This is a genomic window from Kineococcus endophyticus, assembly GCF_040796495.1.
Lineage (GTDB): Bacteria > Actinomycetota > Actinomycetes > Actinomycetales > Kineococcaceae > Kineococcus > Kineococcus endophyticus.
The window spans coordinates 243,689-270,127 of the sequence record NZ_JBFNQN010000004.1 but is presented as its reverse complement, the minus strand read 5'-3'; the positions used below and the strand labels follow the sequence as shown (position 1 = coordinate 270,127).

General features: G+C 72.7%; 21 protein-coding genes. 14 read left to right on the top strand and 7 right to left on the bottom strand.

The window, feature by feature from the left end; translation table 11 throughout:
• The first annotated feature begins 40 nt into the window (after positions 1 to 40).
• The 5 genes from AB1207_RS07335 to AB1207_RS07315 all read left to right on the top strand — a co-directional run bounded on the left by AB1207_RS07335 (position 41) and on the right by AB1207_RS07315 (position 7,205).
• On the top strand, positions 41 to 1,519 hold the full coding sequence (locus tag AB1207_RS07335; protein ID WP_367637294.1) for a flavin-containing monooxygenase: 1,479 nt from the start codon (positions 41 to 43) through the stop codon (positions 1,517 to 1,519).
• The gene (locus AB1207_RS07330; protein ID WP_367637293.1) at positions 1,516 to 2,373 is read left to right on the top strand and encodes an alpha/beta fold hydrolase; all 858 of its coding nucleotides are present in this window, start codon (positions 1,516 to 1,518) and stop codon (positions 2,371 to 2,373) included. Before AB1207_RS07335 ends, AB1207_RS07330 begins: the two co-directional genes overlap by 4 nt.
• Positions 2,373 to 3,422 (top strand): zinc-binding dehydrogenase, encoded by a 1,050-nt coding sequence (locus tag AB1207_RS07325; protein WP_367637419.1) that lies wholly within the window; start codon positions 2,373 to 2,375, stop codon positions 3,420 to 3,422. Before AB1207_RS07330 ends, AB1207_RS07325 begins: the two co-directional genes overlap by 1 nt.
• Before the next feature lie 70 nt (positions 3,423 to 3,492).
• Entirely contained in the window at positions 3,493 to 5,616 is a 2,124-nt protein-coding gene (locus AB1207_RS07320; protein ID WP_367637291.1) for a hypothetical protein, read from the top strand.
• Positions 5,613 to 7,205: a GGDEF domain-containing protein gene (locus AB1207_RS07315; protein ID WP_367637289.1), complete on the top strand. Its 1,593-nt coding sequence runs from the start codon at positions 5,613 to 5,615 to the stop codon at positions 7,203 to 7,205. Before AB1207_RS07320 ends, AB1207_RS07315 begins: the two co-directional genes overlap by 4 nt.
• A gap of 73 nt (positions 7,206 to 7,278) precedes the next feature.
• Here AB1207_RS07315 and AB1207_RS07310 read toward each other — a convergent pair whose 3' ends face one another.
• Positions 7,279 to 10,140, bottom strand: a complete 2,862-nt coding sequence (locus AB1207_RS07310) for a SpoIIE family protein phosphatase (protein WP_367637287.1) — start codon at positions 10,138 to 10,140, stop codon at positions 7,279 to 7,281.
• 131 nt (positions 10,141 to 10,271) lie between these two features.
• On the opposite strand from AB1207_RS07310, the gene AB1207_RS07305 reads away from it, so the two are divergent.
• A complete protein-coding gene (locus AB1207_RS07305) occupies positions 10,272 to 10,469 on the top strand; it encodes an STAS domain-containing protein (RefSeq protein WP_367637286.1) in 198 nt (65 codons plus the stop codon).
• A 75-nt stretch (positions 10,470 to 10,544) separates the two neighbouring features.
• Here AB1207_RS07305 and AB1207_RS07300 read toward each other — a convergent pair whose 3' ends face one another.
• Positions 10,545 to 10,919: an ATP-binding protein gene (locus tag AB1207_RS07300; protein WP_367637284.1), complete on the bottom strand. Its 375-nt coding sequence runs from the start codon at positions 10,917 to 10,919 to the stop codon at positions 10,545 to 10,547.
• A 227-nt stretch (positions 10,920 to 11,146) separates the two neighbouring features.
• Here AB1207_RS07300 and AB1207_RS07295 point away from each other — a divergent pair, with 227 nt between their 5' ends.
• Entirely contained in the window at positions 11,147 to 11,332 is a 186-nt protein-coding gene (locus tag AB1207_RS07295) for a hypothetical protein (protein WP_367637283.1), read from the top strand.
• 438 nt (positions 11,333 to 11,770) lie between these two features.
• On the top strand, positions 11,771 to 12,697 hold the full coding sequence (locus AB1207_RS07290) for a PAS domain-containing protein (protein ID WP_367637282.1): 927 nt from the start codon (positions 11,771 to 11,773) through the stop codon (positions 12,695 to 12,697).
• A 289-nt stretch (positions 12,698 to 12,986) separates the two neighbouring features.
• On the opposite strand, the gene AB1207_RS07285 is transcribed toward AB1207_RS07290, so the two are convergent.
• Both AB1207_RS07285 and AB1207_RS07280 read right to left on the bottom strand, forming a co-directional pair.
• On the bottom strand, positions 12,987 to 13,691 hold the full coding sequence (locus tag AB1207_RS07285; protein ID WP_367637418.1) for a fasciclin domain-containing protein: 705 nt from the start codon (positions 13,689 to 13,691) through the stop codon (positions 12,987 to 12,989).
• A gap of 218 nt (positions 13,692 to 13,909) precedes the next feature.
• Positions 13,910 to 15,361: a molybdopterin-dependent oxidoreductase gene (locus AB1207_RS07280; RefSeq protein WP_367637281.1), complete on the bottom strand. Its 1,452-nt coding sequence runs from the start codon at positions 15,359 to 15,361 to the stop codon at positions 13,910 to 13,912.
• A 417-nt stretch (positions 15,362 to 15,778) separates the two neighbouring features.
• On the opposite strand from AB1207_RS07280, the gene AB1207_RS07275 reads away from it, so the two are divergent.
• From AB1207_RS07275 to AB1207_RS07260, 4 genes are all read left to right on the top strand, one after another.
• Positions 15,779 to 16,666 carry a GTP-binding protein LepA gene (locus AB1207_RS07275; protein WP_367637280.1) on the top strand — a complete coding sequence of 296 codons (888 nt, stop codon included), beginning with the start codon at positions 15,779 to 15,781 and terminating at the stop codon, positions 16,664 to 16,666.
• A gap of 170 nt (positions 16,667 to 16,836) precedes the next feature.
• Positions 16,837 to 19,491 carry a SpoIIE family protein phosphatase gene (locus AB1207_RS07270; protein WP_367637279.1) on the top strand — a complete coding sequence of 885 codons (2,655 nt, stop codon included), beginning with the start codon at positions 16,837 to 16,839 and terminating at the stop codon, positions 19,489 to 19,491.
• A gap of 491 nt (positions 19,492 to 19,982) precedes the next feature.
• The gene (locus tag AB1207_RS07265) at positions 19,983 to 20,909 is read left to right on the top strand and encodes a ferritin-like domain-containing protein (protein WP_367637278.1); all 927 of its coding nucleotides are present in this window, start codon (positions 19,983 to 19,985) and stop codon (positions 20,907 to 20,909) included.
• A 62-nt stretch (positions 20,910 to 20,971) separates the two neighbouring features.
• On the top strand, positions 20,972 to 22,006 hold the full coding sequence (locus AB1207_RS07260) for a cell wall-binding repeat-containing protein (RefSeq protein ID WP_367637277.1): 1,035 nt from the start codon (positions 20,972 to 20,974) through the stop codon (positions 22,004 to 22,006).
• 160 nt (positions 22,007 to 22,166) lie between these two features.
• On the opposite strand, the gene AB1207_RS07255 is transcribed toward AB1207_RS07260, so the two are convergent.
• The gene (locus AB1207_RS07255; protein ID WP_367637276.1) at positions 22,167 to 22,667 is read right to left on the bottom strand and encodes a VOC family protein; all 501 of its coding nucleotides are present in this window, start codon (positions 22,665 to 22,667) and stop codon (positions 22,167 to 22,169) included.
• A 117-nt stretch (positions 22,668 to 22,784) separates the two neighbouring features.
• Between AB1207_RS07255 and AB1207_RS07250 the strand changes: the two genes are divergently transcribed.
• Both AB1207_RS07250 and AB1207_RS07245 read left to right on the top strand, forming a co-directional pair.
• A complete protein-coding gene (locus AB1207_RS07250; RefSeq protein WP_367637275.1) occupies positions 22,785 to 23,621 on the top strand; it encodes an alpha/beta fold hydrolase in 837 nt (278 codons plus the stop codon).
• Between the two features lie 203 nt (positions 23,622 to 23,824).
• The gene (locus tag AB1207_RS07245; protein WP_367637274.1) at positions 23,825 to 24,265 is read left to right on the top strand and encodes a hypothetical protein; all 441 of its coding nucleotides are present in this window, start codon (positions 23,825 to 23,827) and stop codon (positions 24,263 to 24,265) included.
• A gap of 33 nt (positions 24,266 to 24,298) precedes the next feature.
• Here the strand turns inward: AB1207_RS07245 and AB1207_RS07240 are convergent, their stop codons facing one another.
• Both AB1207_RS07240 and AB1207_RS07235 read right to left on the bottom strand, forming a co-directional pair.
• The gene (locus tag AB1207_RS07240; protein WP_367637273.1) at positions 24,299 to 25,381 is read right to left on the bottom strand and encodes an ABC transporter substrate-binding protein; all 1,083 of its coding nucleotides are present in this window, start codon (positions 25,379 to 25,381) and stop codon (positions 24,299 to 24,301) included.
• 48 nt (positions 25,382 to 25,429) lie between these two features.
• Entirely contained in the window at positions 25,430 to 26,389 is a 960-nt protein-coding gene (locus AB1207_RS07235; RefSeq protein ID WP_367637272.1) for a cell wall-binding repeat-containing protein, read from the bottom strand.
• Positions 26,390 to 26,439 lie beyond the last annotated feature (50 nt).

Genomic DNA, 26,439 nt, shown 5'->3' with positions numbered 1-26,439 from the left:
CCTGTTGACAGACTCGACAGGGCGTTGAACAGTGGTCGCCGTGGACAGCGACGCAGCGACCGAGCACCTCGACGTCCTCGTGGTGGGGGCCGGCCTGTCCGGCGTCGGGGCCGCCTGCCAGCTCGTGCGGCGACGGCCCGGGACGACGTTCGCCGTCCTGGAGTCGCGCGGGGCGATCGGCGGCACCTGGGACCTGTTCCGCTACCCCGGCGTCCGTTCGGACTCGGACATGTACACCCTCGGGTACTCCTTCCGGCCGTGGCGCGGCGGCAAGGCCATCGCCGACGGGGCCTCGATCCGGGAGTACGTGAAGGACACCGCGCGCGAGTTCGGGGTGGAGGAACGGATCCGGTTCCACCACCGCGTCGTCTCCGCGGAGTTCTCCACCGCGGCCGCCCGCTGGACCGTCGTCGTCGAGCGGCCCGCGGCCGACGGCGGCACGGAACGGGCCACCCTCACCTGCGGGTTCCTCCTCAGTTGCACCGGCTACTACCGCTACGACCGGGGTTTCACACCGGAGTTCCCCGGGACCGAGGAGTTCACCGCGGCCGGCGGCCGCGTCGTCCACCCGCAGCACTGGCCGGCGGACCTCGACGCGAGCGGGAAGCGCTTCGTCGTCATCGGCAGCGGTGCCACCGCGGTGACCCTCGTCCCGAACCTCGCCCGCGACGCCGAGCACGTGACGATGCTGCAGCGCTCCCCCAGCTGGGTCCTCGGCCTGTCCTCGCGCGACCACCTCGCCGACCGGTTGCGCGGCAGGGTTCCGGAGAGGATCTCCTACCCCCTCGTGCGCGCCAAGCACGTGGCGCTGGCGACCGCGACGTACCAGTTCAGCCGGCGTCGACCCCAGAAGGCGCGCGAGTGGCTGCGCAGCAAGGTCGCCGCGAAGCTCCCCGCGGACTTCGACGTCGACCGCCACTTCACGCCCCGGTACGACCCGTGGGACCAGCGCGTCTGCTTCGTCCCCGACGGCGACCTGTTCCGCGCCCTGCGCTCGGACCGGGCCTCCGTCGTGACCGACGGGATCGACACCTTCACCCGCGACGGGATCCGGCTCGCCTCGGGCCGGGAACTCGGTGCGGACGTCGTCGTCACCGCCACCGGCCTGGACCTGCTGTTCCTCGGCGGGATGGGGCTCGCGGTCGACGGCGAGCGGGTCGACCCGGCGCAGTCCGTCGTGTACCGGGGGATGATGTTGTCCGGGATCCCGAACTTCGCCTTCGCCCTCGGGTACACCAACGCCTCGTGGACGCTGAAGGTCGACCTGGTGACCGAGCACGTCTGCCGGTTGCTGGACCTCATGGACCGGCGCGGCCACCGCGTCGTGCGCCCGGGAACCCCCACCGACCCGCAGCGGCGGCCGCTCATCGACCTCGACTCCGGGTACGTGCGGCGGGCCGCGGGACGGCTTCCGCAGCAGGGGGTCGCGAGCCCGTGGCGCCTGCGGCAGAACTACCCCGCGGACCGCTGGACGCTGAAGCACCGCCGGGTCGACGACCGCGCGCTGGAGTTCTCGTGATCCTCGCCGACCCTCGCACCGTCGCGTTCGGCGACGGTCTGCGCGCCCGGTACCGCGTGCAGGGCGAGGGTGACCCCGTCCTGCTGCTGCACGGGATCGGCTGCAGCCTGGAGGACTTCGACGAGCAGGTGGAACTCCTGTCGGGGAAGTTCCGGTGCTGGGCTGTCGACCTCGCGGGGTTCGGCGGCAGTGACCCGCTGCCGGTCCCGAACAGCGTCCCGCGCCTCGCGGCCTTCGTCGCGGCGTTCGCCGACGCGGTCGGGATTGACGTCCCGGCGCACGTCGTCGGGAACTCCCTCGGCGGGGCCGTCGCGCTGCAGTTCACCGTCGACCACCCCGAGCGGGTGCGGACGCTCGCCCTCGCGGACCCGGCGGGTTTCGGCCGCGAGGTCACCGTGGCCCTGCGGCTGCTGACCGTCCCGGTCCTCGCGCGGCGCCTGCTCGAACCCAGCGCCGAGGCGTCGCGCCGGACGCTGCGCGCGGTGTTCCACGACCGCGACCTCGTCACCGCCGACCGCGTCGCCCGCGCCGAGGCGCTGAGCCGACGACCCCACGGCGCCCGGGTCATGCACGAGACGGCGCGCTCGCTGGGAACCCCGGTCGGGGTGCGCCGCGGGTGGCGCCGCCGGCTCCTGCGCGGCGCCGCGGCGAACCCCGTCCCGACCCTCGTCGTGTGGGGCGAGCAGGACCGCATCCTGCCCGCGGCCCACCTCGACGCCGCGCGCCGCGCCCTCCCCCACGCCCGCACCCACCTGTTCCCCGCGACCGGTCACATGCCGCAGATCGAACGGGCCGAGGAGTTCGCGAGGATGCTCGAGGAGTTCTGGACCACCACCCCAGGAGGAACGCCGTGATCCCCGCCACCATGAGAGCCCAGCGCCTGCACGTCCCGACGCGGACGATGACGGTCGAGGAGGTTCCCGTCCCGACGCCCGGACCGGGGCAGGTCCTGATCGACGTCGCCTACTGCGGGATCTGCCACTCCGACCTCGGCCTGCTGGAGGGGACGTTCACCGATCCCCGCGGCCCGGAAACCATCACGCAGGGGCACGAGGCCTCGGGAACCATCGCCGCGGTCGGCGAGGGGGTCACGGGGTGGGCCGTCGGGGACCGCGTCGTGCCGGCCGCCGGCAGGCCGTGCCGGCGCTGCGACCGCTGCCGCCGCGGGGACCTCACCAACTGCGACGACGTCCTGCTCATGGCCTTCGCCTACGACGGCGCCTGGGCGGAGTTCACCCTCGCCGAGGCCGGCGGGCTGACCCGCGTGCCCGACGGGGTTCCGCTCGACCAGGCCGCCCTGCTCGCCGACGCCGTCTCCACCCCGTTCGGCGCCGTCGTGCACACCGCCGCCGTCCAGCCCGGCGAGGCCGTCGGCGTGTGGGGCGTCGGCGGGGTCGGGACGCACCTCGTGCAGCTCGCCCGGCTCGTCGGTGCGGTGCCCGTCGTCGCCGTCGACCTCGACCCCGCGGTCCGCGAACGCGCCCTCGCCGTCGGAGCCGACCTCGCCCTCGACCCGGCCGACCCCGACCTGCGGCAGGAGATCGCCGAGGCCACCGACGGCCACCTCCTCGACGTCGCGTTCGACGCGGTCGGCCTCAAGACCACGTTCGAGCAGGGGCTCGCGATGCTCGCTCCGCGCGGTCGCGTCGTCGGTGTCGGGCTGTCCGGCCAGGAGATCTCCCTCGGCACGTCCCTGGCGTTCAACCTGTCCCGCAAGAAGGCCCTCGGTCACCTCGGCTACAAGAACTCCGACATCGGGACGCTCGCGCGGCTCGTCGCCGGCGGCCGGCTCGACCTGTCCCGGTCCGTCAGCGCCGTCGTGCCGCTGGAGGACGTGCAGGAGGGGATCCGCCGGTTGCACGAGCGGGACGGGAACCCGGTGCGGGTGCTCGTGCAGCCCTGAACCGGGACACGGTCGCGGCCGAACGGGCGATGAAGTTGAAGGCGCAACGGGGCCGCGTCGATGATCCACCGTGTTCCGCACCAGGAGGGCCCGTCGCACCGCTCGCCGCGGTGCCGCCGTCCTCCTGCTGACCCTCGCGGCCGCGACCGCCGTCGCTCCCGCCCAGGCCGCGGGCCCGGTCGGGTACGCCGCGACCGTGCTGGCGGGCGGGACCTCGGGGACACCCGTCACCAGCCCCAGCAACGCCACCGTCGTCGACGGCGCGCTCACCTGGGTCAGCTCCCCGCGGCGCGCCGTCTGGCGGCGGGCCGCGGACGGCACGACCACGGTCCTGGCGGGCATCCCGGGCGCGTCGGGACGTCCCACCCCCGGTCCGGCGACGGCCTCGACCTTCGTCCAGCCCAACGACGTGGCCGTGGACGGGGCGACGACCTACGTCGCCGACGGCGGCGGCTACCTCCTCGCCGTCCGCGACGGAACCCTGAGCATCGTCGCGGGCACGGGGAACACGGCCCCGGTCCAGGGCGCGCCCGCGACGGGTTCCGGGCTCGGCTCGCCGTACGGCCTCGCCGTCGACACCGACCACACCGTGTGGCTCGCCTCGACGGGCGCCCTCACGCACGTCCGCGCCGACGGAAAGCTCGACGTCTTCACCTCGCCCACAGCCCAGGAACTGCGCGACGTCGCCGTCGGTCCCGACGGGACGGTGTGGGTGGCCGACTACCGCGCGGGGGACGTGAAGCGGCTGGACCGGTCGACGGGCGCGCTCGTCCGCGTCCCGGAACTCAGCGGGTCCGGTGCGCTCAGCGGGTTCCCCACGAGCATCGCCGTCACCACCACCGGCGACGTCCTGACGACGTTCGCCTTCGGCAGCGGCCTCGTCCGCTGGCGGGCGGGCCGCGTCGACGTCCTCGCCCTGACGACCGGCACCGGGACGGCCGACGCCGCCTCGTTCGACGTCTCGACGGTCTCGACCGGATCGGGCGGTCTCGTCGACGTCGTGGGAGGCGGGGCAACCCCGCGGATCGCCGCCATCGCCGAGGGGTCCGCGGCCCGCTGCGTGCCCGGTCCGGTTCCCGTGGCCACAGAGGGGTCGGCCTACTCCCACCGGTTCGGGACGTCCGGCTGGCCGGCGCCGACGGTCGCCGTGGCCGCCGGTTCCGTGCTGCCTGCCGGGTTGTCGCTGAGCAGCGACGGGAGTCTCAGCGGAACTCCCGTCACGGCCGGTTCCTCGACGTTCGACCTGGCCGTGTCCAACCGGTACGCGAGCGACTCCTGCACCGTCACGTTCCAGGTGCAGGCGGTGGCACCGCCGCCGCCCCCGGCGCCGACGACGTCCGCCACCAGCCCCAGCGCCACCGCGACTTCCACCGCAACTCCCACCGCCACCGCCACCGCCACCGCGACGGCCACCGCCACCGCGACCACCACCGCCACTGCGACGACCCCGGTCGTCGTGTCCCCGACCCCCGTGCCGCCGCCTCCGCCGACGACACCCTCGCCGGTCCCGTCCGCGAGCCCCTCCGTGGTTCCGTCGACCGACGGACCCACGCCGCCCACGACGCTGTCGCCCACCACCACGCCCACCACCACGCCCACCGCCACGCCGACCGCCACGCCGACCGCCGTCGCCCCCTCCGCCACGGCGACCGTGGAACCCCTCCCGCCGGCGCCCAGCACGACCGCCACGCCCAGCACGGCCTCCGCGCCGAGGACCACGACACCGGCCCCCACGACGCCACGCCCGTCGCTGCGTGGCACCGCGACCACGGACCTCCCGGCGGTCGAGCCCCCGTCGTCCCCGGCCCCTTCGACGCGCACGACCCCGCCGCCGGCATCCCCCACGACGGCCCACGCCGTGGCCGGGCCGGAGAGCACGACGGCGCCACCCACGCAACCGACCTCCGGTGCGGCAGCGCTTCCGGTGCCCCGTGAACCCGGCTCCGGGTCGTCGGTGCGGCGGAACGTCGGGCCGGCGGTGGTCCTGGACGCCGTGGCGGCCGGGGTGCAGCAGGTGGCGATGGCCCTCGTCGCCCAGCGCCAGGTGTCCGTCGGCGTGCTGATCGTCGTCGCCGCGTTCCTGCTGGTGCAGGACCGCCTGGACCGCAGCGACCCCAAGCTCGCGGCAGCTCCACTGGTCCCGCTGCCGGACCTGCCGTACGAACCACCCACGAACCACGAGGACCACCGATGAGCAGGTCACCCCGCACCAGACCGACGTCCCTGGTGAGCTTCTCCGAACGCATGGCGTGGGTCCTGCTCGTCCGCCTGCTCGTCATCGCGATGCCCGTCGGCGCCTACTGGCTGCTGCCCTCGGAGCGCACCGCGACCTGGGCCGAGGTCGTGCAGCCCGCGGCCGCCACGGCGCTCGTGGCCGCTGCGACGTCCTGGAAGCGCCTCCCGCGACGCGCCTCCATCACCGTCCTGGGTTTCGGGCTCCTCGTCGACGGCGTCTACCTCGGCTGGGTCCTGCACTGCCTGCACGGGTTGCTGGGTCCCGTCCCGCGCATCGCGGTCGTCTACGTCCTGGCCCTGACGCTGCTCGCCTCGTTCCGCACGGGCGTCAAGGTGACGTTGTGGCACTCGATCGTGCTGGTGCTGGTCTTCGAGTTCGAGCAGGTGGGGATCCTGCCCGACACCTCCCCGGCCGCCGGCCCCGGCCACCTGCGCTGGCACCTGCTGTCGCTGTGGGTGCTCGTGGTCACCGTGGCGGCCTTCGCGGCCGCGAACGAGCGGGAGCTGCGTCGGCGTCGTTACGACAGCGACCTGCTGCGACGGTTCGGACTGGACGCCGAACGCTGCACGACGGGGACGGAGGTGGGTTCTCTGCTGGCCGTGCTGGGCCGGGACGAACTGCTGGCGCGCCGTGCCGCGGTCCTGCTCGTGCACGAGGACGGAGCCGGCCACGGAACGGTCCGGGCGACCTGCGTCGTCACCGAACCCGACGGCGTGCGGGAGGTCCGCTGGTCCGGCTGGCTCCCCGCCGGCGGTGCGCTCGCTGACGCCCTGGCGTCCCGGGTTCCCGTGCTGCGCAGCGCCCACGACGATCCCGCCCTGGCCGACGTGCTGCCGGGCGCGGGTCGGGTCGTCCTCGTCCGTGCGACCGTCCCCGGGTCCTCGACGGTGGTGCTGGTGCTGGAGGAACCCGGCGGCCGTCACCTGCGTCGCCTGGGAGCCGGCGGAGTTCCGCAGCGACTCGTGACGACCGCGGAACAGGCCACCGTCCAGGCCGCGTCCACCGTGGCGCGCACCGAACTCGTGGACCGGTTGCGGACGGCGGCGGCGACCGACGGTCTGACGGGTGTGGGGAACCGTCGCGCCCTCGACCAGGCGCTCGCCGCCGCCGTCGACGACGCGCGGAACGCGGGGAGGAACCTCTCGGTGCTGCTGCTCGACCTCGACCACTTCAAACGGCTCAACGACACCCACGGCCACGAGGCCGGGGACGACGCCCTCCGCGCCGTCGGCGCGGTGCTGCGGACGGAACTCCCGGCCGGCGCGTTCGCAGCCCGCTACGGCGGGGAGGAGTTCTGCGTCGTCCTGCCGGGTGTCGTCGACGGAGCAGCCACCGCGGAGGCGTTGTGCCGCAGGGTGCGAGACCTCGACGTACCCGGGCCGCTCACCGTCAGCGTCGGTGTCGCGTCCCTGCCGGGCGACGGCGTGAGCGCGCGCGAACTGCTGCACGCCGCCGACACCGCGCTGTACGACGCGAAGCGGGCCGGTCGGGACCGGGTGGTCGCCGCCCGTCACCGCGACGGTTCGGAATCCCGAGTCGGTTCGTAGGGGATCCGACCCCGTCGCGTCCTGGGGCCGGGACATCCCGCGACCGCAGGCCCACCCGCCCTCGGACGTCCGCTCAGGCGTCGGGCCCGGGCTCGTCCGGCACGTGCGGCGGCACCCGCCGTGGCCCGGCTTCGGCTGGGCGCGGCCGGTCCTGACGGTGCAGACGGAGGGCGACGACGGCCGCGTCGTCCTCCACGCGAGCCGGCAGCATCCGCGTGAGCATCTCATCGACGAGCGTGTCCAGGTCGAGTCCGTCCGGTCCACCGGCCTGGGCCAGTTCTTCCAGGACGTCCCGCAACCGGTCCAACCCCACCGCCAAGGACTGGTCGCTGCGGCGTTCCACCAGGCCGTCGGTGTAGAGGACGACCGTCGAACCCCGGTCCAGGACGACCTCCGCATCGCGCCGCCGGGTCCCGGGCAGCACCCCCAGCAGCAGGTCGGAACTGGCCCCCGCCAACGGCAGCACCGTCCCGTCGGGGTTGATCACCATCGCCGGCGGGTGGCCCGCGTTGGACCAGCGCAACCGGGTCACCCCCCGCTGCCGCTCGGCCGGGATCTGCTCCACCCGAGCCACGATCGCGGTGGCGGTGGTGCTCACCTGCAGGTTCGCCAGGGCTCGGTCGGTCTCGGTGAGGATCTGCGAGGGACGCTCCTCCCCCAGAGCCCCGATGGTGCGCATCACGGTACGCACCTGGCTCATCGCCGCCGCGGCCTGGATGTCGTGGCCGACGACGTCACCGATGACCAGCACCGTCGCCCCACCCGGTTGCATGAACGCGTCGTACCAGTCCCCGCCGATCTGCGCGGCCTCACCGGCCGGGCGGTACCGCACCACGATCTGCCCGTGGTCCGGTTCTGGGGGTTCGGACAGCAGGGCCCGCTGCAGACCTTCGGCGAGGTCACGCTGCTGGCGGTACAGACGCGCCGAGTCCAGGGCCAGTCCGGCGCGGTCGGCGACCTCGGCGGCGGTGGACAACTCCTGCTCGCTCAGCGCCGAGCGCTGCGCACCGCTGAACAGGCTCATCAGGCCCACGGTCCGACCCCGTCCCCGCAGCGGGAAGATCGCGCCCGAGGCAGGGGCCAGCTGGGCGAGCAGTTCCCGTCCTCGTCCGTCCGGGGCCAGCAGGTCGGTCAGTGCACGGGTGGCGTCGGGAACCAGCACCGGGCGCGCCTGCCGCAGCGCCTGCCACACGAACGCGTCGTCGCTCAGTTCACTCAGGCGCACCGCGGCGTACTTCTCCACGAGGACGCGCTGCTGCTCGTCGTGGTGCCAGACCCCCACGTCGCGCAGACCCCGACGCAGGTCCCCACTGCGACCGGCCGCGGTGCTGGCCCGAGCCGAGGTCAGCGTGGTGGCGGTGGCCTCGTCGTCCAGGATGCTGATCAGGCACCAGTCCCCCAGGGCCGGCACCACTCGTTGGGCCAGGTGCGAAACCGCCTCCTCCACCTCCAGGGTGCCCGACAGTTCCTGGGTCACCGCGGCCAGGAGGTGCGCACGGGCGGCGGCCGTCTCGGCGGCGGCCTGGGCGCTCTTGCGGGCGGTGATGTCCAGGAAGTACAACCCCAGGGCCTGGCCGGACGTCGTGGTCTCGGGCACGGCGCGCACCTCGACCCACACGTCCAACGGTGCGGGGTAGAACGCGTCGAACGTCACCGTCCGCCCGGTGGTCACGGCGTCGCGGTACCGCTGCTCGAAGACCGTGCCGACCGTGGCGGGGAAGGCGTCCCAGAAACTTCGACCGACCAGCTCCTCACGGCTCGCGCCGGCGATCCGCTGTCCCTCGTCGTTGACGTAGGTGATGGGCCAGTCGTCGTGGCCCCGGACGTCCATGGCCAGGTACGCGACCGCCATCGCGTCCATGATCTGTTCCGCGCGGGTGGCGGCCTGCCGCACTGCGCTGACGTCGAAGGCCGCGCCCAGCAACCGCGCCGGCGACCCGTCGGGCCCGGGCAAGGTCGTTCCCCGGGCAGCGACCCAGCGGTGGGTGCCGTCGGCGGCGACGATCCGGTACTGTGAGGAGTAGGTCCCGCCGTGCGTGGTGGACTCGGCCACCGCGGCGATCGTCGCCTCGCGGTCCTCGGGGTGGATGTGGGCGTACACGTCCTGCGGGCTGCCGCCGAAGGTCGCCGGGGTCAACTCCGACAACGCCAGGAGCCGTTCGTCCATCACCAGCTCACCGGTGGCCAGGTCCAGGTCGAAGGTCCCCAGCTCGGCCGCGGCGATCGTCAGCTCCAGCAGCGTCCGGTCCGCGGTGCGCTCCCCGCCGAGCGCGGCCAGTTCCAGCTGCGCTGCCGCGGCCGTCGCGATGTGGGCCAGCAGCTCGGTGTCCTGCCGGCTCCAGGCCCGCGCCTGCGGTCCGAAGACGCACAGCGCGCCGACGACCTGACCCGAGGGGCTGCGCAGGGGGGTACCGAGGTAGGCGCCGATCACCCCCGAGGCCACCGCCGCCAGCGCTGCGACGTCCTCGTCAGCTGCGGCGTCGGGAATGGCCAGGAGGTCGTCGGCGGCGGCGGTCTGCGCGCACAACCACTGCGTCAGCGGTTCAGCACCCTCAGGTCCCGGCGCTGGTTGCGGGCCGGCTGCCCCGACCAGCAGCTGCACGTCCGACAGCAGCGCGATCCGGGCCGAAGTGGTTCCCAGGAGGCGGGCGGCCATGGCCGCCAGCTCATCGAGCTGCTGCGACCTGCCTTCGCTGTCCGAGTCGTGGACGAGCCCACCGCTGGTCGACCCCACGGGGTTCCGCAGCCCCGGCCACAGGGCGTCCTGCAGCCGTCTGGCCGCGGCGATCCGCGCGGCACCGGTGAGGAGTTCCTCGCCGGCCGCCTCGGGTGCCGGCGTGGAAGGAGCCGCGGCCTCCGGGGCGTCCGACGACTGGGGTGACCGGCCCGCGGCCATCGCATCAGCGGACGCGTCCGCGGGCATGTCAGCAGGCATGTTCAAGAGCCTTTCGGGTGCCGGGGTGTCCGGCACCATCTCTGGACCGAGGAGGACCATTCTTCCCGATCAAGGCCACGCTCGGCGCTGAACGTGGCCAAGGGCCGACCGGGCGTCACCAGGTGCCCTTCATGGACTGCGCCACCGTCGGGATCCTCCTCGCCGAGGCCCGGCACGCCGCCCGCCGAGGGGGACGACTCGTCCTGGCCGGAACCCGCCCCACGGTGCGCCTCCTGCTGGACCTCTTGGAGCTGGGCCCCGTCCTGGGCGGCCACCGCACCGTCGAAGACGAACAGGCGGCGGCCGCAGGGGCGGTACTCGCGTCCTGAGCCGCCGACCCGCAGCACCGAGCACGCCCATCGGCCGCACCACAAGGCGTCAGGCCGGCCGACAGACCGGACGTCCTACGGGCCTTCCTGCACGGTGAACCAGGTCCGCTTGCCCTGTCCACGCCGCTCCGCACCCCAGCGTTGAGCCAACGCGTCGACCAGCGCCACGCCCCGTCCCCCGGTCGCCTCCGCGGCCACCTGCTTCAGCACCGGCAGGTCCGGGCTGGCATCGGTGACCTCGACGGTGACCTCCCCGGGCTCGCACTGCACCGTCAACGTCAACGGTTCGCGCCCGTGCAGGACGGCGTTGGCGACCACCTCACTGGTCAACAGCTCCAGCACGGCCTGCCCCTGCTCGCTCAAGGCGTCCGCGCAGTGCTCGGTGGCCCAGTGCCGGGCCATCCCCACCGCCGACAGGCGGCGAGGCAGGTCCCGGTGTGCGTAGCTCACGTGCACATCCCTCACCTGGCGGCCGACCCGACGTCCACAGCGCCCCCAGCGGACAATGGCCTGACGACGCTCTCGACGACACTCCTCGGTCTCCTGCCCACCCCGGGGCGTGTCCAACCACGCCCGACCTCCACCACCAGCCACCCCTGACCCCTCCAGAGCATTCTAGAAGTTGCCGATGGTGCCGTCGGCGGACGCGTGTCCACCACGCACGAGAGGGAGCAGCCGTGGCCGTGACGGACGACATCGCGATGGGTCGTGGGGTGGCGGACCACCTGGTGGTGGACGTCGCCACGACCGACGACCTCGGCGTCAGCTTCCGCCCGGTGATCGACGTCTCCAGCGGCACCGTCATCGGCTACGAGGTCCTCCCCCTGGCTCGAGGAGGAGCAGGTGAGCCGCCGGTCCCCTGATGACGTCCGGCCGCCCGGTCCCTCCTCACGGCGACGTGGTCCCCAGCGAATCGACGGGCTGGACACCTCCGGGAACGCGGCGTGCCTCTCGAGCAGGCGCGTCCGGCCACGCCTGTCGGATCAGCGTGACGTGGCGCGATGGGGTCGACGGGCCACCCCGATGCCGTCCGCGGTCAGGGCTGGCTGATGTTCGAGGAGCACGCGGTGTGAACCCACCGACCCCTTCGTCTCGTGGACGGCGGCCGCGCGTCCGACCGCCGAGGCGGGGGCCGACCGCGGACACGCCGCGGCAGACCGTGGCACAGTTGGAGCTGGCCACGAGCACTCTTCCCATGGGGGGCGGGCCACCGGTGAAGACGACGCCGCCACAGGAGGACCGGGGTCGGTACCGCAGGAGGAGTCACCGCGCCCCGCCGAGCAGAAGCCGGGGCTGCGTACATGAACGTGCTGAACATCCACGACGACCAGCGCCGCCGCGCTGAACGCGTCATGCACTTGTTGCAGCAGCTGTGGGGTGATGACCTGCCCCCAGGACCAGAACCGGAGCTGACCGTCCTCATCGACGCCGTGGCCGGCGATGACCACATGGGAGCCCAGGACGGCTACGTCGTGCAGAGCGACCGCCTCAGCTACGACGCCCTGGCCGTTCTCCTGCGCCGGTCCACCGCCCCGGCGCTGACCGCAGGGACTCTCCCCCGTGAGCTGCTGACTCGAGTGTTCGCCGCCACCCACCACCCGGGCACCCGCCACGGCAGCGACCGCAGCACCTCCGGCGACGTCCCTCACCACAGCGGGCGGCTGTCGATCCACCGTTGGCCCGACGAGTACCGCGACCTCGATCGAGATGCTGCCCAACCTCGCACGGCCCTGCGCCAGGAACCCCCGGAGGGGCGACGCACCCATCTGACGTTGGCCGGAGAACCTCGAGACGGTCACGGACAACTCCGCTCCGCGCCGCTCCCCAGCGCATCCCCGTCCCCGGCTGTCGCTGCTCAGAGCGTGGGAACTCCTGCTGCAGCCGGTCCAGTGCGCGAGATCGGCACCTGGCACCTGGACGCAGACCGGCAGGTCCTCAGCTGGGACGACAGTTGTGCTGCGGTCCTCGGCCGGACCGGAGCACCCCGGTTCACCAGTGTCCTGGAGGAGCTGGAGGAGTGGACCTACCCGCAGGACCGGCCCTCGGTAGCGGCGGGTTTCGAGCGGTGCATCCACGAGGCCCATCCGCACGAGGCCCGGTTCCGCGCACGGCACCCGCGAGGCGGCTGGATCGCGTGCAGAGCCTCCGGCCAGCGCGTCATCGACGCCGACGGGAAGGTCCACGTCGTCGGGGTGTTGCAGCACGACACCGAGACAGCCGCCGGCTGACGGCACCTGCGGCCTCGTCCGGATCGGTGGCCGATGCCCGTTCGCGGTCCACCCCTGCGCCGTCGGTGGCGGCGTTCCGGTTGTGGCGAACCCCACGCGGTGTCGTCGTCAGCGTGCCCCCCGCCGCGGCTGCGCCTGGCAGGAGAACTTCGGGCACGAGGTGCTCCACGTGCACCCGCGACACCCACGTGCGCGAACGTGGCGCCGGCGGTTCTGCCCAGTGCCAGCACAACTGCGCCGGCACCCTGGGGCACCGGCGCAGTGGACGTGCTGCTGATCAGCGGGAATCTCACATGGGGGGCATGAGGACCGAGTCGACCAGGTAGACCGTGGCGTTGGCGGTCTGCACGTTGCCGCAGATGACCTTGGTCGAGTCGTTGACCGTCATGGCGTCGGGGGTTCCGCCGACCTTGACCGTGCCCCCCTGCACGGTGGGGACGGTGCCTGCGTCGATGAGCTGCTGCGGGGTCATGCGTCCCTGGACCACGTGGTAGGTCAGCACGCTGGTCAGCGTCTTCGCACCGTCGGCGGTCTTGAGGGAGTCCACCGTCTGCGCCGGCAGCGCCTGGAAGGCGGAGTCGACGGGCGCGAAGACCGTGAACTGTCCACCGTTGAGGGTGTCGACGAGGTTCACCTGCGGGTTCAGCTTGCCCGAGACCGCCGCGGTCAGCGTCGTCAGCAGCGGGTTGTTGGAGGCGGCGGTGGTGACGTTGTCCTGGGCCATGCCCTCCACGGACCCGGCACCGCTGGGCACCTGGGCCGCGTAGTCCGCGCATCCCGACCCAACCGGCGTGGTGTCACCCATCGAGGAGTCGGAGGTCATGGTGTCGCTGGGGCTGGACGACGTGGTCGAGCTCGAGCTGGACGAACTGGACATGGAATCGCTCGGGGCGCTGCCGGCCGTGTCGTCGGAACCGCCGCAGGCCGAGACTCCCAGTCCCAGGGCACCGACCAGTGCCAGAGCGGAGAACGTGCGCTTGCCGGTGGAAGTCATCATCATCGTGGCTCACTCCTCGCTGTGTGCCCGGGCGACGTTCGCCCGGGCCCGGCGCCCCGCCACCCTCGCGAGCTCGTGCTCGCTGGTGGCCGATGCGCCTTCATCACCTCTACTTCGGTGCTGCTCGGGCGATGGTTTGGTCTGAACCGGATCCAGGTGGTCCGTCGTGGTCCGGCGGGACCGGCCCGCCCCTCTCGGACCGGCTCGCGGCGGGGTCAGGCGACGGTGAAGAACTTGCTGGGCCAGCCCGAGGAACCGTCCGGGATGGGTTTGACGACGTCCTGCGTCTGGAGCCGTCCGGAACCGTCGGTCGCCCGGGCGCGCACGGTGTGGTTCCCCGGGGTGGCACCGTCCCAGGCGTAGGTCCACTGCACCCACGTGCTCTCGTTCACCGTGGGCACCAGGGTGGCCTCGACCCAGTCCTCCTCGTCGATGCGCACCTCGACCTTGCTGATCCCGCGGGTCTGGGCCCAGGCCACCCCGGCGATCGGCACGGTCTGCCCGGAGGCGACCTTGGCGAAGGAGGCGGGGACGTCGACGCGGACGGCGGTCTTGATCGGCGCCTGCTGCGCCCAGCCGCGGTCGGTCCAGTACGCGGTCTTCGCGTCGAACCGGGTCACCTCGATGTCGGTGATCCACTTGCAGGCCGAGACGAACCCGTACAAGCCGGGCACGATCATCCGGGCCGGGAACCCGTGCACGTCGGTGAGGGGTTCACCGTTCATCCCGATGGCGATCATCGAGTCACGGCCGTCGGTGGCGTCGGCGATCGGGGTGGAGATGGTGAAACCGTCGGTGGAGGTGGAGAACAGCATGTCCGCCTCCTGCGACAGGCCGGCCCGGTCCAGCAGCGTGGTCAGCGGCACTCCCAGCCACCGCGCGTTGCCCACCAGGTTCCCGCCGACCTCGTTGGAGACGCAGGTCATCGTCATCCACCGTTCGTGCAGGTCTTCCTGCAGCAGGTCCGCGAAACTGACGGTGACCTCCCGGTCGACCATGCCGTGGATGCGCAGCGACCAGGACGACACGTCGACCTGCGGCACCGACAGGGCGGTGTCGACCCGGTAGAAGTCCTTGGCGCTGGTCACGTACGGGGTGATGCCGTCGATCGAGTCCACGCCCGGCGGGAGAGCCGACGCCGCGGACGCCGGCGCGGGCAGCCGGATGTCGGCGCGCGACGCGGCGACGGAGTTCGAGCGGTTCACCACCGTTCCGCCCCCGGCGCTGACCACGGCGGCCCCGGCGACCGTGCCGAACAGCACCGAGCGGCGCGAGAGGAGTCCACCGGCCCGCGGGGTTCGACCTCGCACCGCCCGGGTCAGCACGACCAGCGCGCCGGCCCCGGCCAGGGTGCCCACCGTGGACGGCAGCCAGCTCAGCGCGGTGGCGTCGGGACGGTTCGCCGTCGCGCCGACGGCCGCCGCCCCCAGGACCGCGACGGCGAGCAACCCGACCCGCAGCGACCGCCTGGCCACCAGCCCGACGAGGACGAACAACAGCACCAGGGTGGCGTACAGGCTGCCCAGCAGCACCGCCTTGTCGGACTGGCCGAACTGCCGGATCGCCCACTCCTTCAGCCACTCCGGGGTACGGGCGATGAACTCCTGCCCGACCCCGAGCACCGGGTCGGCCGATCGGGTGATGAAGGAGGCCAGCAGCGTTCCCACGCCCAACGTCAATCCGCCGGAGAGCAACCCGGCCCCCACCGCCGTCCACCAACGCCCCGGTGGGCGTCGGCCCGACCGATCGCCCCGCTCCTCGGCGTCCCTCGAGCTGCGACGGTGCACCAGCATCTCCCCTCGATCCACGGCCCACGACGTGCCGTCGACCTCACCTCCCTCATTCGGAGCCACCACCCCCGCAGATGAGGTCGATCCCCTCACGGAGCCTCAGAGGCCCGCTCCGCGGTCGCTCCTGCGCTGGTCCCCCGCCGACCGGGAACGATCCGTGGCTGCGCCGGACGGCGGACGGCACGCCATCGCACCCAACCCCAACGCGATCGGTGACGAAGGAGGGAGGCGGGACCACCGCCGCAGCACTCGCGACAGCGGGTCTGCATCTCCAGACGCTCAGGAAGACTTCCGATGTCCCAGCCGCAGGTGGATGCCACCAGGATCCGCGACCACGTCCACCGCCTGGCCCAGCAGCACCCACCGGTGGACCTGGCCAGCGCCGACTACACCGTCCACGACCGCCGCGCGGTCCGGGCCCGGTTCGGTCACGTCATGGACTACATGGCCCGCGTGGAGATGGAGGTCGAACGCAACGTCCTGGAACTGGCCGTCCTGCTGCCCGGCGTGAGCCAGACCGACCGCACGTTCTACGCCGACGTGTGGGGCCCCCAGGAGGAGCACCACGGCATCCTGCTGGACACGCTGGGCCAGCACCTGGGCCTGCCGCCTGTCACCGCCAACACCGGCGAGGTCCCGGCCCGGGTGCGCGTCCTGGGGGCTCTGGCCCACCTCCCGGTGGTCCACGAGGTCATCCGACTGCTCTACTACCTGACCGGTGCGGCCACCGAGAAGTCCGCGATGCTGGCCTACCAGGCCATGAGCGACGGCCTGGCCCAGATGGGTGAGGACCCGATCAAGGAGACGGTCGTCGACGCCATCAAGGTCCAGGAACCAGGCCACTTCGCCTTCTACCGCCTCTCGGCGACGGAGATGGTCCAGTCGGGCGCCATCGCCGGCTGGCAGCTGCACCTGGCCCGCTTGCTGCGATCGCGCCGCTACGGCCTGGTGGGCGCAGGCACCCGCGAGCAACGCACCGACTTCGGCGGGGTCGTCGTCGAACTCGGCCTGGACCAGCAGCTGGAACGCAACGTGCGCGACATCTCCCGCCTGGAGACCCAACTGCTCTGGGCGCACCGCCAGGGCCTGCAGGTGCCGGGCTACGCCCTCGCCGCGTTCCGCGAGGCCGCGCAGATGTACCGCTCCCGGCTCGGCGCCGACGGAGGCCCAATGGCCGCGTGAGTCGCGGATCCCCACCGCCCGCGGACGGCAGAACGCTGCACCGCACCCTCCGGGCGATCCGTGGTGTGAACGCGCAGCAGGGCACGCGGCGCGTCCGGTGCTGCATCATGACTGGTTGTGAGCGCTCTCCACTCCCTGCGGTCCGACCTGCCCGCGCGGGTGGTGAGGTCGTGAAGTGGCCGGCGGCGGTGATGCTGCCGCCCGAACCGGACGCGGTGCTGGACCGCTTCGCCTCCCTGGCCGCGAGCACCTTGCGGTCTCCCATGGCGGTGCTGTCACTGCTGAGCAGCGACCGGGAGATCGTCCTGCCGGGAGCGTCGGGGATGCCCGCGCCGTGGCAGCAGGAGCGGGTGATGGCCTGGGCCCACTCCCTGTGCCGTCACGCCGCCGCCTCGGCCGAGCTGGTGGTCGTGGACGACGTCCGCACCGACCCCCACGCGCAGGACTACCGCGAGGCGGTCGGCCACTTCGGGGTCGGGGCCTGGATCGCGGCCCCGCTGAGGTTCTCCAGCGACTTCACCCGTCTCTTCACGACGGACGAGGCCGACACCCCGGGCGGGCGGACCTCGCCGCGCCCCCCGCCCGGCGCTTCCCCAGGTCCCGGCACTGCGAGTTCCGGGCGCTCCGGCGCAGGGCCCACGGACGCGGGAACCACCGCGGAGGCGGACACCGTCGCAACCGACGACGTCAGCGTGGGCCGGGAGCGGGAGCAGGACCGCCTGCTGCAGACGCTGGACAACCTGTGGTCCGACACCGAACCGGGGTACGGCACCCCCGAGGAGGACCAGCACCCGGACGGCGGTGGCGAGCCGGTCGTCTGGGGTGTGCTGTGCGTGATGGACACCGTCGCCCGGCGCTGGAGCGAGCGGGACCGCGAACTGCTGCAGGACCTGACCGCCGCTGCGGCCGCCGAACTCCGCTCACGCGTGCTGACCTCTCGCGCAGTGGCCGCCGAACGGCAGATGGCCACCGCCCTGGCCGCCTCCACCGCCGTGCACACCCGCAGCCAGCTCCTGTTGAGCTTGTCCCGCGGTCTGTCGCAGGCGGAGACCGTCGTCGACGTGTCCGACATCCTCACCGCTCTGCTGCGCGGACAGCTGGGTGTGGACCACTTCGGTCTGCTCATCCACGAGGTCGAGCAGCGCCAGGCCCGGTACGTGGACATGTCCACCTTCCCACCCGGCACCGATCCGGCCTGGGCGCAGTTCGACCTGCGGACGGCCACCGCCCCCGCCGCCCGCGCCGTCGCCGACGGCGTCTCCTTCTTCTGCGACGACCGTGACGCGGTGCTCGCCACCGATCCCCAACTGGCCGCCCAGGGTGTCTGGGACTTCCCCGGCGCGGTGGTGATCGTCCCGTTGCTGGCCGGCGTCCGACACCGCGGCCAGCGGACGCTGGGGGCCCTGGTGCTGGTCTGGCCCACCCCCCGTGACACCTCCGACCCGGCCGACCAAGCGTTGTGGACGGCCCTGGCCGACTACACCGCGCAGACGCTGGCGCGGGTGGTGAACGCCACGCAGCGGCGCGCCGGCGCCGAACAGCTGCAGCGCTCGATGCTCACCGCGCTCCCCGAACCCGACCACCTCGAGATCCGCGCCCGCTACGTCCCCGCCGCCCGCGGGGAGGAGGTCGGCGGCGACTGGTACGACGCGGTCCTGTCGCCCGACGGCGCGACGACCCTGGTCATCGGTGACGTCACCGGCCACGACATGGCCGCCGCCGCCCAGATGGGGCAACTGCGTTCGGTGCTGCGCACCCTCGTCGACGCCTTCGACGAATCCCCCGCCGCGCTCCTGGACCGGCTCGAACCGGCCAACCAGCGGTTGGGTGTGCACGCGCTGGCCACGGCCGTCGTGGCGCGCATCGAACAGGACCCCGACCAGGACGTGGCGGCCGGTGGACGTGGCTGGCGGAGGTTGCGCTGGTCCAACGCCGGCCACCCCTGCCCCGTCCTGCTGCACCGGGACGGACGGACCGAAGCCCTGCAGACCGACAACGACCTGCTGCTGGGGCTGAACACGGGTCACCCGCGGCACGACCACGTCCACGACCTGCCGCCGGGCTCGCTGCTGCTGCTCTACACCGACGGCCTCGTCGAGCACCGCGGCCGCAGCCTGGACGACGGCCTGGCCGAGCTGCGCCGGGTGCTCAGCCAGCACGCCGACGTCCCCGTCACCGACCTGCTCGACGTCCTGCAGCGGGAGCTGATCGGCCCCGACCCCGAGGACGACTGCGCCGTGCTGGCCATCCGGATGCACCCCGAGGACCGCCCCCGGCCCGCCGAGGCCGGCCCGCAGCACACCGACATCCCCCCGGTGCAGCAGACGGCGGACTCACCCCCGTTCCCTGCCGCGGGCCAGGTTCCTGAGCCGTCGGCCCCCGGGCGCGAGCCGCACGGTGACGACCCGGCTCCGGCCGGGACCGTGGGCGGGCTGGACGCCCGCAGCACCGAGCTCGTGCTGGACCCCGACCCTGCCGCGGTCGCCCGGGCGCGGTTCTTCGTCCACGACTTCTGCTGCCGCCTGCCCGCGTGCGGAGACATCTGCGACACCTTGCAACTGCTGGTCAGCGAGGTCGTCACCAACGCCTTCCTGCACGGGCGCAGTCAGGCGCGGCTGCAGGTGACGGCCACCGCCACGTCGCTGCGCCTGGAGGTCAGCGACGACAACTCGGCCCTGCCCGCGCTGAGCGCCGCCGACCCCGACGCTCTGGGCGGACGCGGCCTGGCCCTCATCGAGGCCCTGACCAGCGCCTGGGGTGTGCGGGAGGACCCGGTCGGCAAGACCGTCTGGTTGGAGCTGACCAACGAGGCCGAGGAGGGGTGACGCCGGGTCCCGCCGAGACCCGGCGCCGCGTCTGGGCCGGCATCCCGGTGGAGCTCGACCGCCCGTCCCGCTGATCGTCGGGTCCGTCGACCCGAACGCGGCGGAGCCCGGAGCACAGCTCGAGGGGCGTGAGGACGTGCTCACACCCTTCGTGGAACCAGGGCCTCGGCCCCGTCCCCGGGGGCAGGGGCTCGGTCTGGATCCACCCGGACCTGCCGCCATGGTGGATTCCCTGGTGCTCCGTGACGCGCCAGCCCGCCCGCCCGACACACGGCGCGCGACTCCCCGGTCACTTGGGGTGGTGGTGGCGAGTGCGATCGGGCATGGTGATCGACAGACCGACCGGGCAGGCCATCCACGGCGCCGGTGGATCCGAACGAGCACTGCCGGCCGGTCTCCCACCACGAGGACGGCCCGCAGGCAAGACATCACCGGTCTTCCCGGTGGTGTGGCGACGGCGCCGGCCACGGTGCCCGGACAGAAAGCTGGCCATGTTCAAGAAGACCCTCCTCGTCGACATGATCAACCGCAGTTCCGAGACCCCCGCCGACCGCAGGAACTTCCTGCGCGGCATGGGCCTGCTGTCCGCCGGCGCCGTCGGTGCCGGCCTCGTGGGGACCGCCACGGCCGAGTCCGCCTCGGCGGCGACCCCCAGCGAGGGCAGCGTCCTCAACTTCGCCTTGAACCTCGAGTACCTCGAAGCCGAGTTCTACTGCTACGCCGCCTACGGCCACGGCCTCGCCGACGCCCTCGCCACGGGCACCGGCACCCAGGGCGGGGTCACCGGCGGGCACCGCGTCCCCTTCAAGTCCAAGGCGATGCGCTACTACGCCGAGGAGATCGCCAACGACGAGATCGCCCACGTGAAGTTCCTGCGCACCGCCCTCGGCTCGGCCGCCGTCTCCCGCCCGGCCATCAACCTGCAGGAGTCCTTCACCGGAGCCGCCGTCGCCGCCGGCGTCATCAAGCAGGGCGAAACGTTCGACCCCTTCTCCTCCGAGGCGTTCTTCCTCCTCGGCGCCTTCCTCTTCGAAGACGTCGGGGTCACCGCCTACAAGGGCGCCGCCCCGCTCATCTCCACCCCCGCCTACCTCGAAGCCGCCGCCGGCATCCTCGCCGTCGAGGCCTACCACTCCGGCATCGTGCGCACCCTGCTGTACGAGAACGGCCTGGACGCCCCCACCAACCTCATCTCCGACGCCCGCGACTCCCTCGACGGCGCAGGCGCCGACAAGGACCAGGGCATCACCGTCGGTTCCGGCGGCCGCGCCAACCTCGTCCCGACCGACGCCAACAGCATCGCGTTCAGCCGCACCCCGCAGGAGGTCCTGAACATCGTGTACCTGACGCCGGGCACCGGGGTCACCAAGGGCGGGTTCTACCCCAACGGCCTCAACGGCGAGATCGCCACCAGCTGACCGGCACCCGTGTCGCTGATCCACCCACTCTCGACCTTCCGCACACCTTGGAGCACACGACCGTGAAGAAGCACACCTTCGCCACCGCCGGGCTGGCCCTGCTCGTCGGCCTCGGCGGCGCTGCCGCCGTGGCAGCCCCCGCCCAGGCCGCGACCGGTTTCAAGTTCGACGACCGCATCTCCGGCTCGGACCGGTTCGCCACCGCCGTCGCCGCGTCCAAGCTGCTCGAACCCGTCGACGGGTCGGCCACCGACGTCGTCATCGTCAACGGGTACGCCACCGTCGACGGCCTCACCGCCTCCTACCTGGCCGGCCTGAAGTCGGCGCCCATCCTCTACACCGACACCAACGCCGTCCCGGCGGTCACCGCCGCAGAGATCGCCCGCCTGGGCGCGAAGAACGTGTGGATCATCGGCGGCACCAACCGCGTCTCGTCCGCGCAGGAGGCCGCCTGGAAGGCCGCCGGCAAGGACGTCACCCGCATCGCCGGCGCCGACCGCTACCAGACCGCCGCCCTGGTCGCCGAGGCCGACGACTCCGGGGACGCGCCCGAGCAGGTCTTCATCGCCTCGGGCACCTCCACCGCTGACGCCCTGGCCGCCGGACCCGTCGCCTGGGCGAAGAACTACCCGATCCTGCTCACCGAGGCCGGGTCCCTGCCCACCGCGACGTCCGACGCGCTCACCAAGCTCGGCACCACCGACCGGGTCGTCCTGGGCAGCACCAGCTCGGTCTCGGACGCCGTCTACGCGCAGGCCAAGGGTACGTCGCGGCTGGGCGGCACCAGCCGTCAGGACACCGCCACCAAGATCGCCGACTACGCCACCAGCAGCCAGAACTTCGACACCCAGTCCGTCGCCCTGGTCGGCGGCGCCGACAACACGGCGGCCGACGCCCTGTCGGCCGCACCCGTCGCCGGGTCGCAGGGGGTGCCGCTGCTGTTCATCGACTTCAACGGCTCCCTGGGCGCCACCACCACCGCCTACCTGTCCGCGCACAAGGCCAGCTACACCGGCCGCGGCACCGGCTGGATCTTCGGTGGAACCCCGTCCGTCCCGCAGGCCGCGGCCGACGCCGCCACCGCCGCCGTGCAGTGACGGCACGAGGGAGCGACTCCCCGCGAGGGCACTAGCCCTCGCGGGACGTTCGACGCAGTGACACAGCCGTGCGGTGGTCCTGAAGTTTCCAGGGCCACCGCACGGCTGCGTGGAGCTGGTCGCGACGGCTCCGCGGCCTGAGCCACCCCACACCCGGCGGTCAGAGCGGGGCGGTCAGTTCCAGGTTGATGTCGTCCGGGTCCTGGATCGACAGGATCTGCATGTTCTGCTCGGACAGCTCGATGATCTCCCCGTGTTCCACCCCTGCCGCGGACATGCGCGCGGCCGCCGCTTCCAGGTCGGCGCGCGAGGAAACCGCCAAGCTCACGTGGTCCAGACCAACGCGGCTGGGTGTGAAGGTCTCACCGGCAGCACCGGGAACCGGGCGCAAGCCGAGGATCTGGTCCCCGACCTCGAACACGACACCGCCGTAGAGGCGCTGCGGGTCGTCGACGGCGGTGGGGTCAGTCAGTTCGGACGTGTTGTCGATGGCCGGATCAGCGCCCAGCAGGTGGCTGTAGAAAGTCCGGGACCGTTCGATGTCGCTGACCGACAGGCGGACGTGGTGCAACCCGGTGGGCCGGGACACCGGCTGGTCGGCCGCGGAGGCAGTGGAGCTGGTCATGCTGGTGAGCATGCTGCGCGCACCGCCGAGGCGCACCCGGAACTCCAGCTGACGACTCGGCGCCGACCGACGGCCCGGAGTGATGGGTTGCGCACTGACAGTTGCCTCTTGGTGCAGACCAGACCACAGGGGTGTCGGCTCCGAACACACCCCATGACCGACATCACCGCGCACCACGGACTGTTCAAGGACACGAACCTGCACGTCGACGACACCGGTGGCAACGGTCGTCCCGTCGTGCTGATCCACGGCTGGCCGCTGTCCGGCGAGTCCTGGTCCGAGCAGGTCCCGGCCCTGGCCGCCGCGGGGTACCGCGTCCTCACCTACGACCGCCGGGGTTTCGGCCGCAGCGACAAGACCCGCAGCGGCTACGACTACGACACCCTGGCCGAGGACCTGCACGCCCTCCTGGAGCAGCTCGACCTGCGCGACGTCACCCTCGTCGGCTTCTCGATGGGCGGCGGTGAAGTCGCGCGGTACGTGAGCAACCACGGCACCGGACGCCTGCACAGCGTCGTCTTCGCCGGTGCGGTGCCCCCCTACATGGCCAAGACCGACGACAACCCGCAGGGACCGTTGACCAAGGAGCTCGCCGACGAGATGGAGGCCGGCCTCAAGGCCGACGAGGCATCTTTCTACGACGGGTTCGTCACGGGCTTCTTCTCCGTCGACGGCGTCCTGAAGGTCACCGAGGCCCAGCGCCAGGACGCGATCGCGTTGACGAAGCAGGCCGACCACACGGCGGCGCTGAAGGCGATGGAGTCCTTCGGCACGACCGACTTCCGCGGGGACCTGCCGAAGGTCACGGTGCCGGCCCTGGTCATCCACGGCGACTCCGACGCGGTCGTCCCGCTCGAGGGTTCCGGCGCCCTCACCCACGCCGCGGTCCCGGGCAGCCGGCTGCACGTCGTGGCCGGCGCCCCGCACGGTTTCAACGTCAGCCACGCCGAGGAGTTCAACCGCGTCCTGCTGGAGTTCCTCGCCTCCTGACCCCCACTGATCTCCTGCCGGTCACCGCACGGACGTGCGACGAGGAACTGCCGTGCGGTGCCGGCACCGCTGATGACGCACGGCCCGGGACGCCGATCGCAACGATCGGGGTGCCCCACGAGCGGTTCCGATGTCCGCTCAGCGGAAGCCGGTGGTTCTTCGTCGACGGGGCCGAAGACGTTCCCTACAGCAACGAGGTCTGGATGTGGCGCAGACAGCGCCGTAGACCGCTCGCGCGGGGCCTGGCCCTGGACAGCGAGCTGTTCACCACGCTCAACCCCTACCAGCAGCTGAAGCGGGAGATCCACAACGTTCTGCACGAACCTGTCGCGTGGGTCTCCCAGGCGCGGGTGACGCAGTCCCCGCTCTCGGCGCTCGTGCGCCGGCCCCTGCCGTGGCGCCCGGTCCGCGTCGTGCTGGCGCTGACGTCTACGCACGTGGTCGTCTTCTCCACCGGGGACGTGTCCTCGCCCTTCGAAGAACCGTCCTTCGAACGGTTCACCCTGACCGACGCGCGAGCGGTCGGTCGTCGGCAGATCAGGGTCATGGACGTCCGAGGCCGTGTTCGGTGGTTCCGTCTGGAACCCCACGAACCCCCGGCCCGTGGATTCCTCACCCAGCCGCGCAGCTACCGCGCGCGATGACAGGGCTCCTCCCCGGCAGGACCTCGTGGACCGTCAGGCGGTCGCGATCGCCATCTCCTGCGGCGACCTGCCCGCCACCGCCTCGGCGAGCAGAGGCGTGAGGTGCTCCAGCACGTACGTGGTGCTGAGCGGCGTGAGGAAGTAGATGGCGCCGGCCAGGACGGGATCGGTGAACACCGCCCGACCCTGCTGGACGGCGTCGAGGGAGCGCAGCGTCCCGAAGTCCAGGAGCCGGTCCACCGCTCCCTCCTCCTCGGTCGCGAACACCACGACGTCGGCATCGAGGAGGTCGGTGCGTTCCGCGGAGATCTGCGCCTGCTGTCCCGCCTCGGCCGCCCACGTCTCCAGACCGGGGGTCATCCGGAACCCCAGTTCCGTGAGGAAGTCGGTGTTCACCCCGTCCGGGTAGACGTACAGGACACCCTCGTAGGGCTCGCCCTGCGAGAACGTCGCCTGCTTGCCCGCGAACTCGGGGTGAGCGGCCGCCGTGCGGGCGTAGGCGTCCTCGACCTCCGCGACCAGGGCGTCCCCGGCGGCGGACCTCCCGACGGCCCGGGCCACCTGTCGGGTCTGGTCGGCCCAGTTCGAGAAGTACTTCTCCGAACCCGCGATGCTCGTGACGGTCGGCGCGATCGCCGTGAGCTTGTCGTACTGCTCCCGGTCGAGCCCGGCGTTCGTGCCCACGATGAGGTCGGGGGCCAGGGCGGCGATGCGTTCGAGCTGCAGGCCGTCGGACTGGCTGAGGACCTCCGGTTCCGCGCCGCCCAGCAGGTGTTCCGCCCACGGCCACACGGCGTGCGGCCGTTCCCCGTACCACTCGGTGGTCGCGACGGGGACGACCCCGAGTTCGAGCAGGACGTCCTGCTCCGTGAGTCCCACCACGACGACGCGGCGGGGTTTGGCCGGCACCACCGTCTCGCCGAACTGGTGCGCCACGGTGAGGGGGAACGCGTCCGTCGCCCCACCGGAGCCGGCGGGCACCGATGCCTCCGCCCCCGACTGCGATTCCGCATTGCCGCAGGCGGCGAGCGCGGTGGACGCGGACGCCGCCGCAGCGAGGGACAGGACCGTGCGGCGGGTGGGGGCCGAGCGCCCAGGAGAGGGAGGGGTGGTCACATCGGCAGAGGTTAGCCTCACCTTGCCTGCCGCGACCACCCCCTGCCGTCAGCTGGGCTGGGCCGCCCCGACGTAGACGCGGTCGGTCGGCTGGCGGCGGTCGAGCTCCGCCTGCGTCGCCGCCGGGGTCGTCGTCTTCTGCGTGAGCAGGAGCGGGGCCCCGGTCTCCGCGGCGAACGGGCCGGCCGCGAGGGCGTCGGGGAAGTTGTCGCCGACCGCGAGGACGGCCGAGGTGCTGGTGGGGAAGAACCGGCGTCCCACCGCGACGGCCGTGGCGTAGCGGTCAGCACCGGCGAGACGCTCGAACGTCGCGCCCTGGAAGCCGAGGGCCTTGATCTGGTCGAGGACGGCGCCGGAGACCGCCTTCTCGTCGCCGAGGACGATGAAGCGGCTCGGCTTCAGCGGCAGGAACTCGTCGGTCAGCGCGGCGCGGATCGGCTCGGGCAGGCTGTTGGGGCGCACGAGCAGGACGGGGGCGCCGATGCTGCCGGCCGCCGCCGCACCCGAGAGCGCGTCGGGGTAGTTCTCGCCGGTGGCGAGGAACACGGTGTCGGGGTCGTCGAAGAGGATCTGCGCCACCACGGCCGAGGTGTCGTAGCGGTCCTCCCCGGACAGCCGCAGGGTCGAGTACCCGAGACGCTCGAGCGACGTCTCGACCTCGGCGCTGACCGACGACGTGCCACCGACGATGTAGACGCCGAGGGGCTCGCGGGCCTTGAGCTCGGCCAGCGTGGCCGCCGGGAGCGTGTACCGGCCGGTGAGGAGCACGCGGCTCTGGTCGGCTCCCGCGGCGGCGGCCGCAGCGAGCGCGTCCGGGAAGTTCTCACCGGTCGCGAGGAAGACGGGGGCGTACTGCGCCCCCTCGAAGGCCTGGGAGACGGCGGCCGCCGTCTCGTAGCGGTCGTTGCCGGCGAGGCGCTTGTCGGCGGCCTGCGCGGCCGGAGCGGCGGCCAGGGCCAGGACGGTCGACGCGGCGAGCACGGTGAACAGACGGCGGCGGTGCGGCACTTCTTCTCCTCGGGTCAGGCGGTCCGGGCAGCCTGGCACGAGCCCGGAAC

Bases quoted from the DNA above. Each gene is read 5' to 3' on its own strand.
- AB1207_RS07315 (WP_367637289.1), top strand. From the start codon at position 5,613: ATGAGCAGGTCACCCCGCACCAGACCGACGTCCCTGGTGAGCTTCTCC.
- AB1207_RS07310 (WP_367637287.1), bottom strand. From the start codon at position 10,140: ATGCCTGCTGACATGCCCGCGGACGCGTCCGCTGATGCGATGGCCGCG.
- AB1207_RS07305 (WP_367637286.1), top strand. From the start codon at position 10,272: ATGGACTGCGCCACCGTCGGGATCCTCCTCGCCGAGGCCCGGCACGCC.
- AB1207_RS07290 (WP_367637282.1), top strand. From the start codon at position 11,771: ATGAACGTGCTGAACATCCACGACGACCAGCGCCGCCGCGCTGAACGC.
- AB1207_RS07285 (WP_367637418.1), bottom strand. From the start codon at position 13,691: ATGACTTCCACCGGCAAGCGCACGTTCTCCGCTCTGGCACTGGTCGGT.
- AB1207_RS07275 (WP_367637280.1), top strand. From the start codon at position 15,779: ATGTCCCAGCCGCAGGTGGATGCCACCAGGATCCGCGACCACGTCCAC.
- AB1207_RS07265 (WP_367637278.1), top strand. From the start codon at position 19,983: ATGTTCAAGAAGACCCTCCTCGTCGACATGATCAACCGCAGTTCCGAG.
- AB1207_RS07250 (WP_367637275.1), top strand. From the start codon at position 22,785: ATGACCGACATCACCGCGCACCACGGACTGTTCAAGGACACGAACCTG.
- AB1207_RS07245 (WP_367637274.1), top strand. From the start codon at position 23,825: ATGTGGCGCAGACAGCGCCGTAGACCGCTCGCGCGGGGCCTGGCCCTG.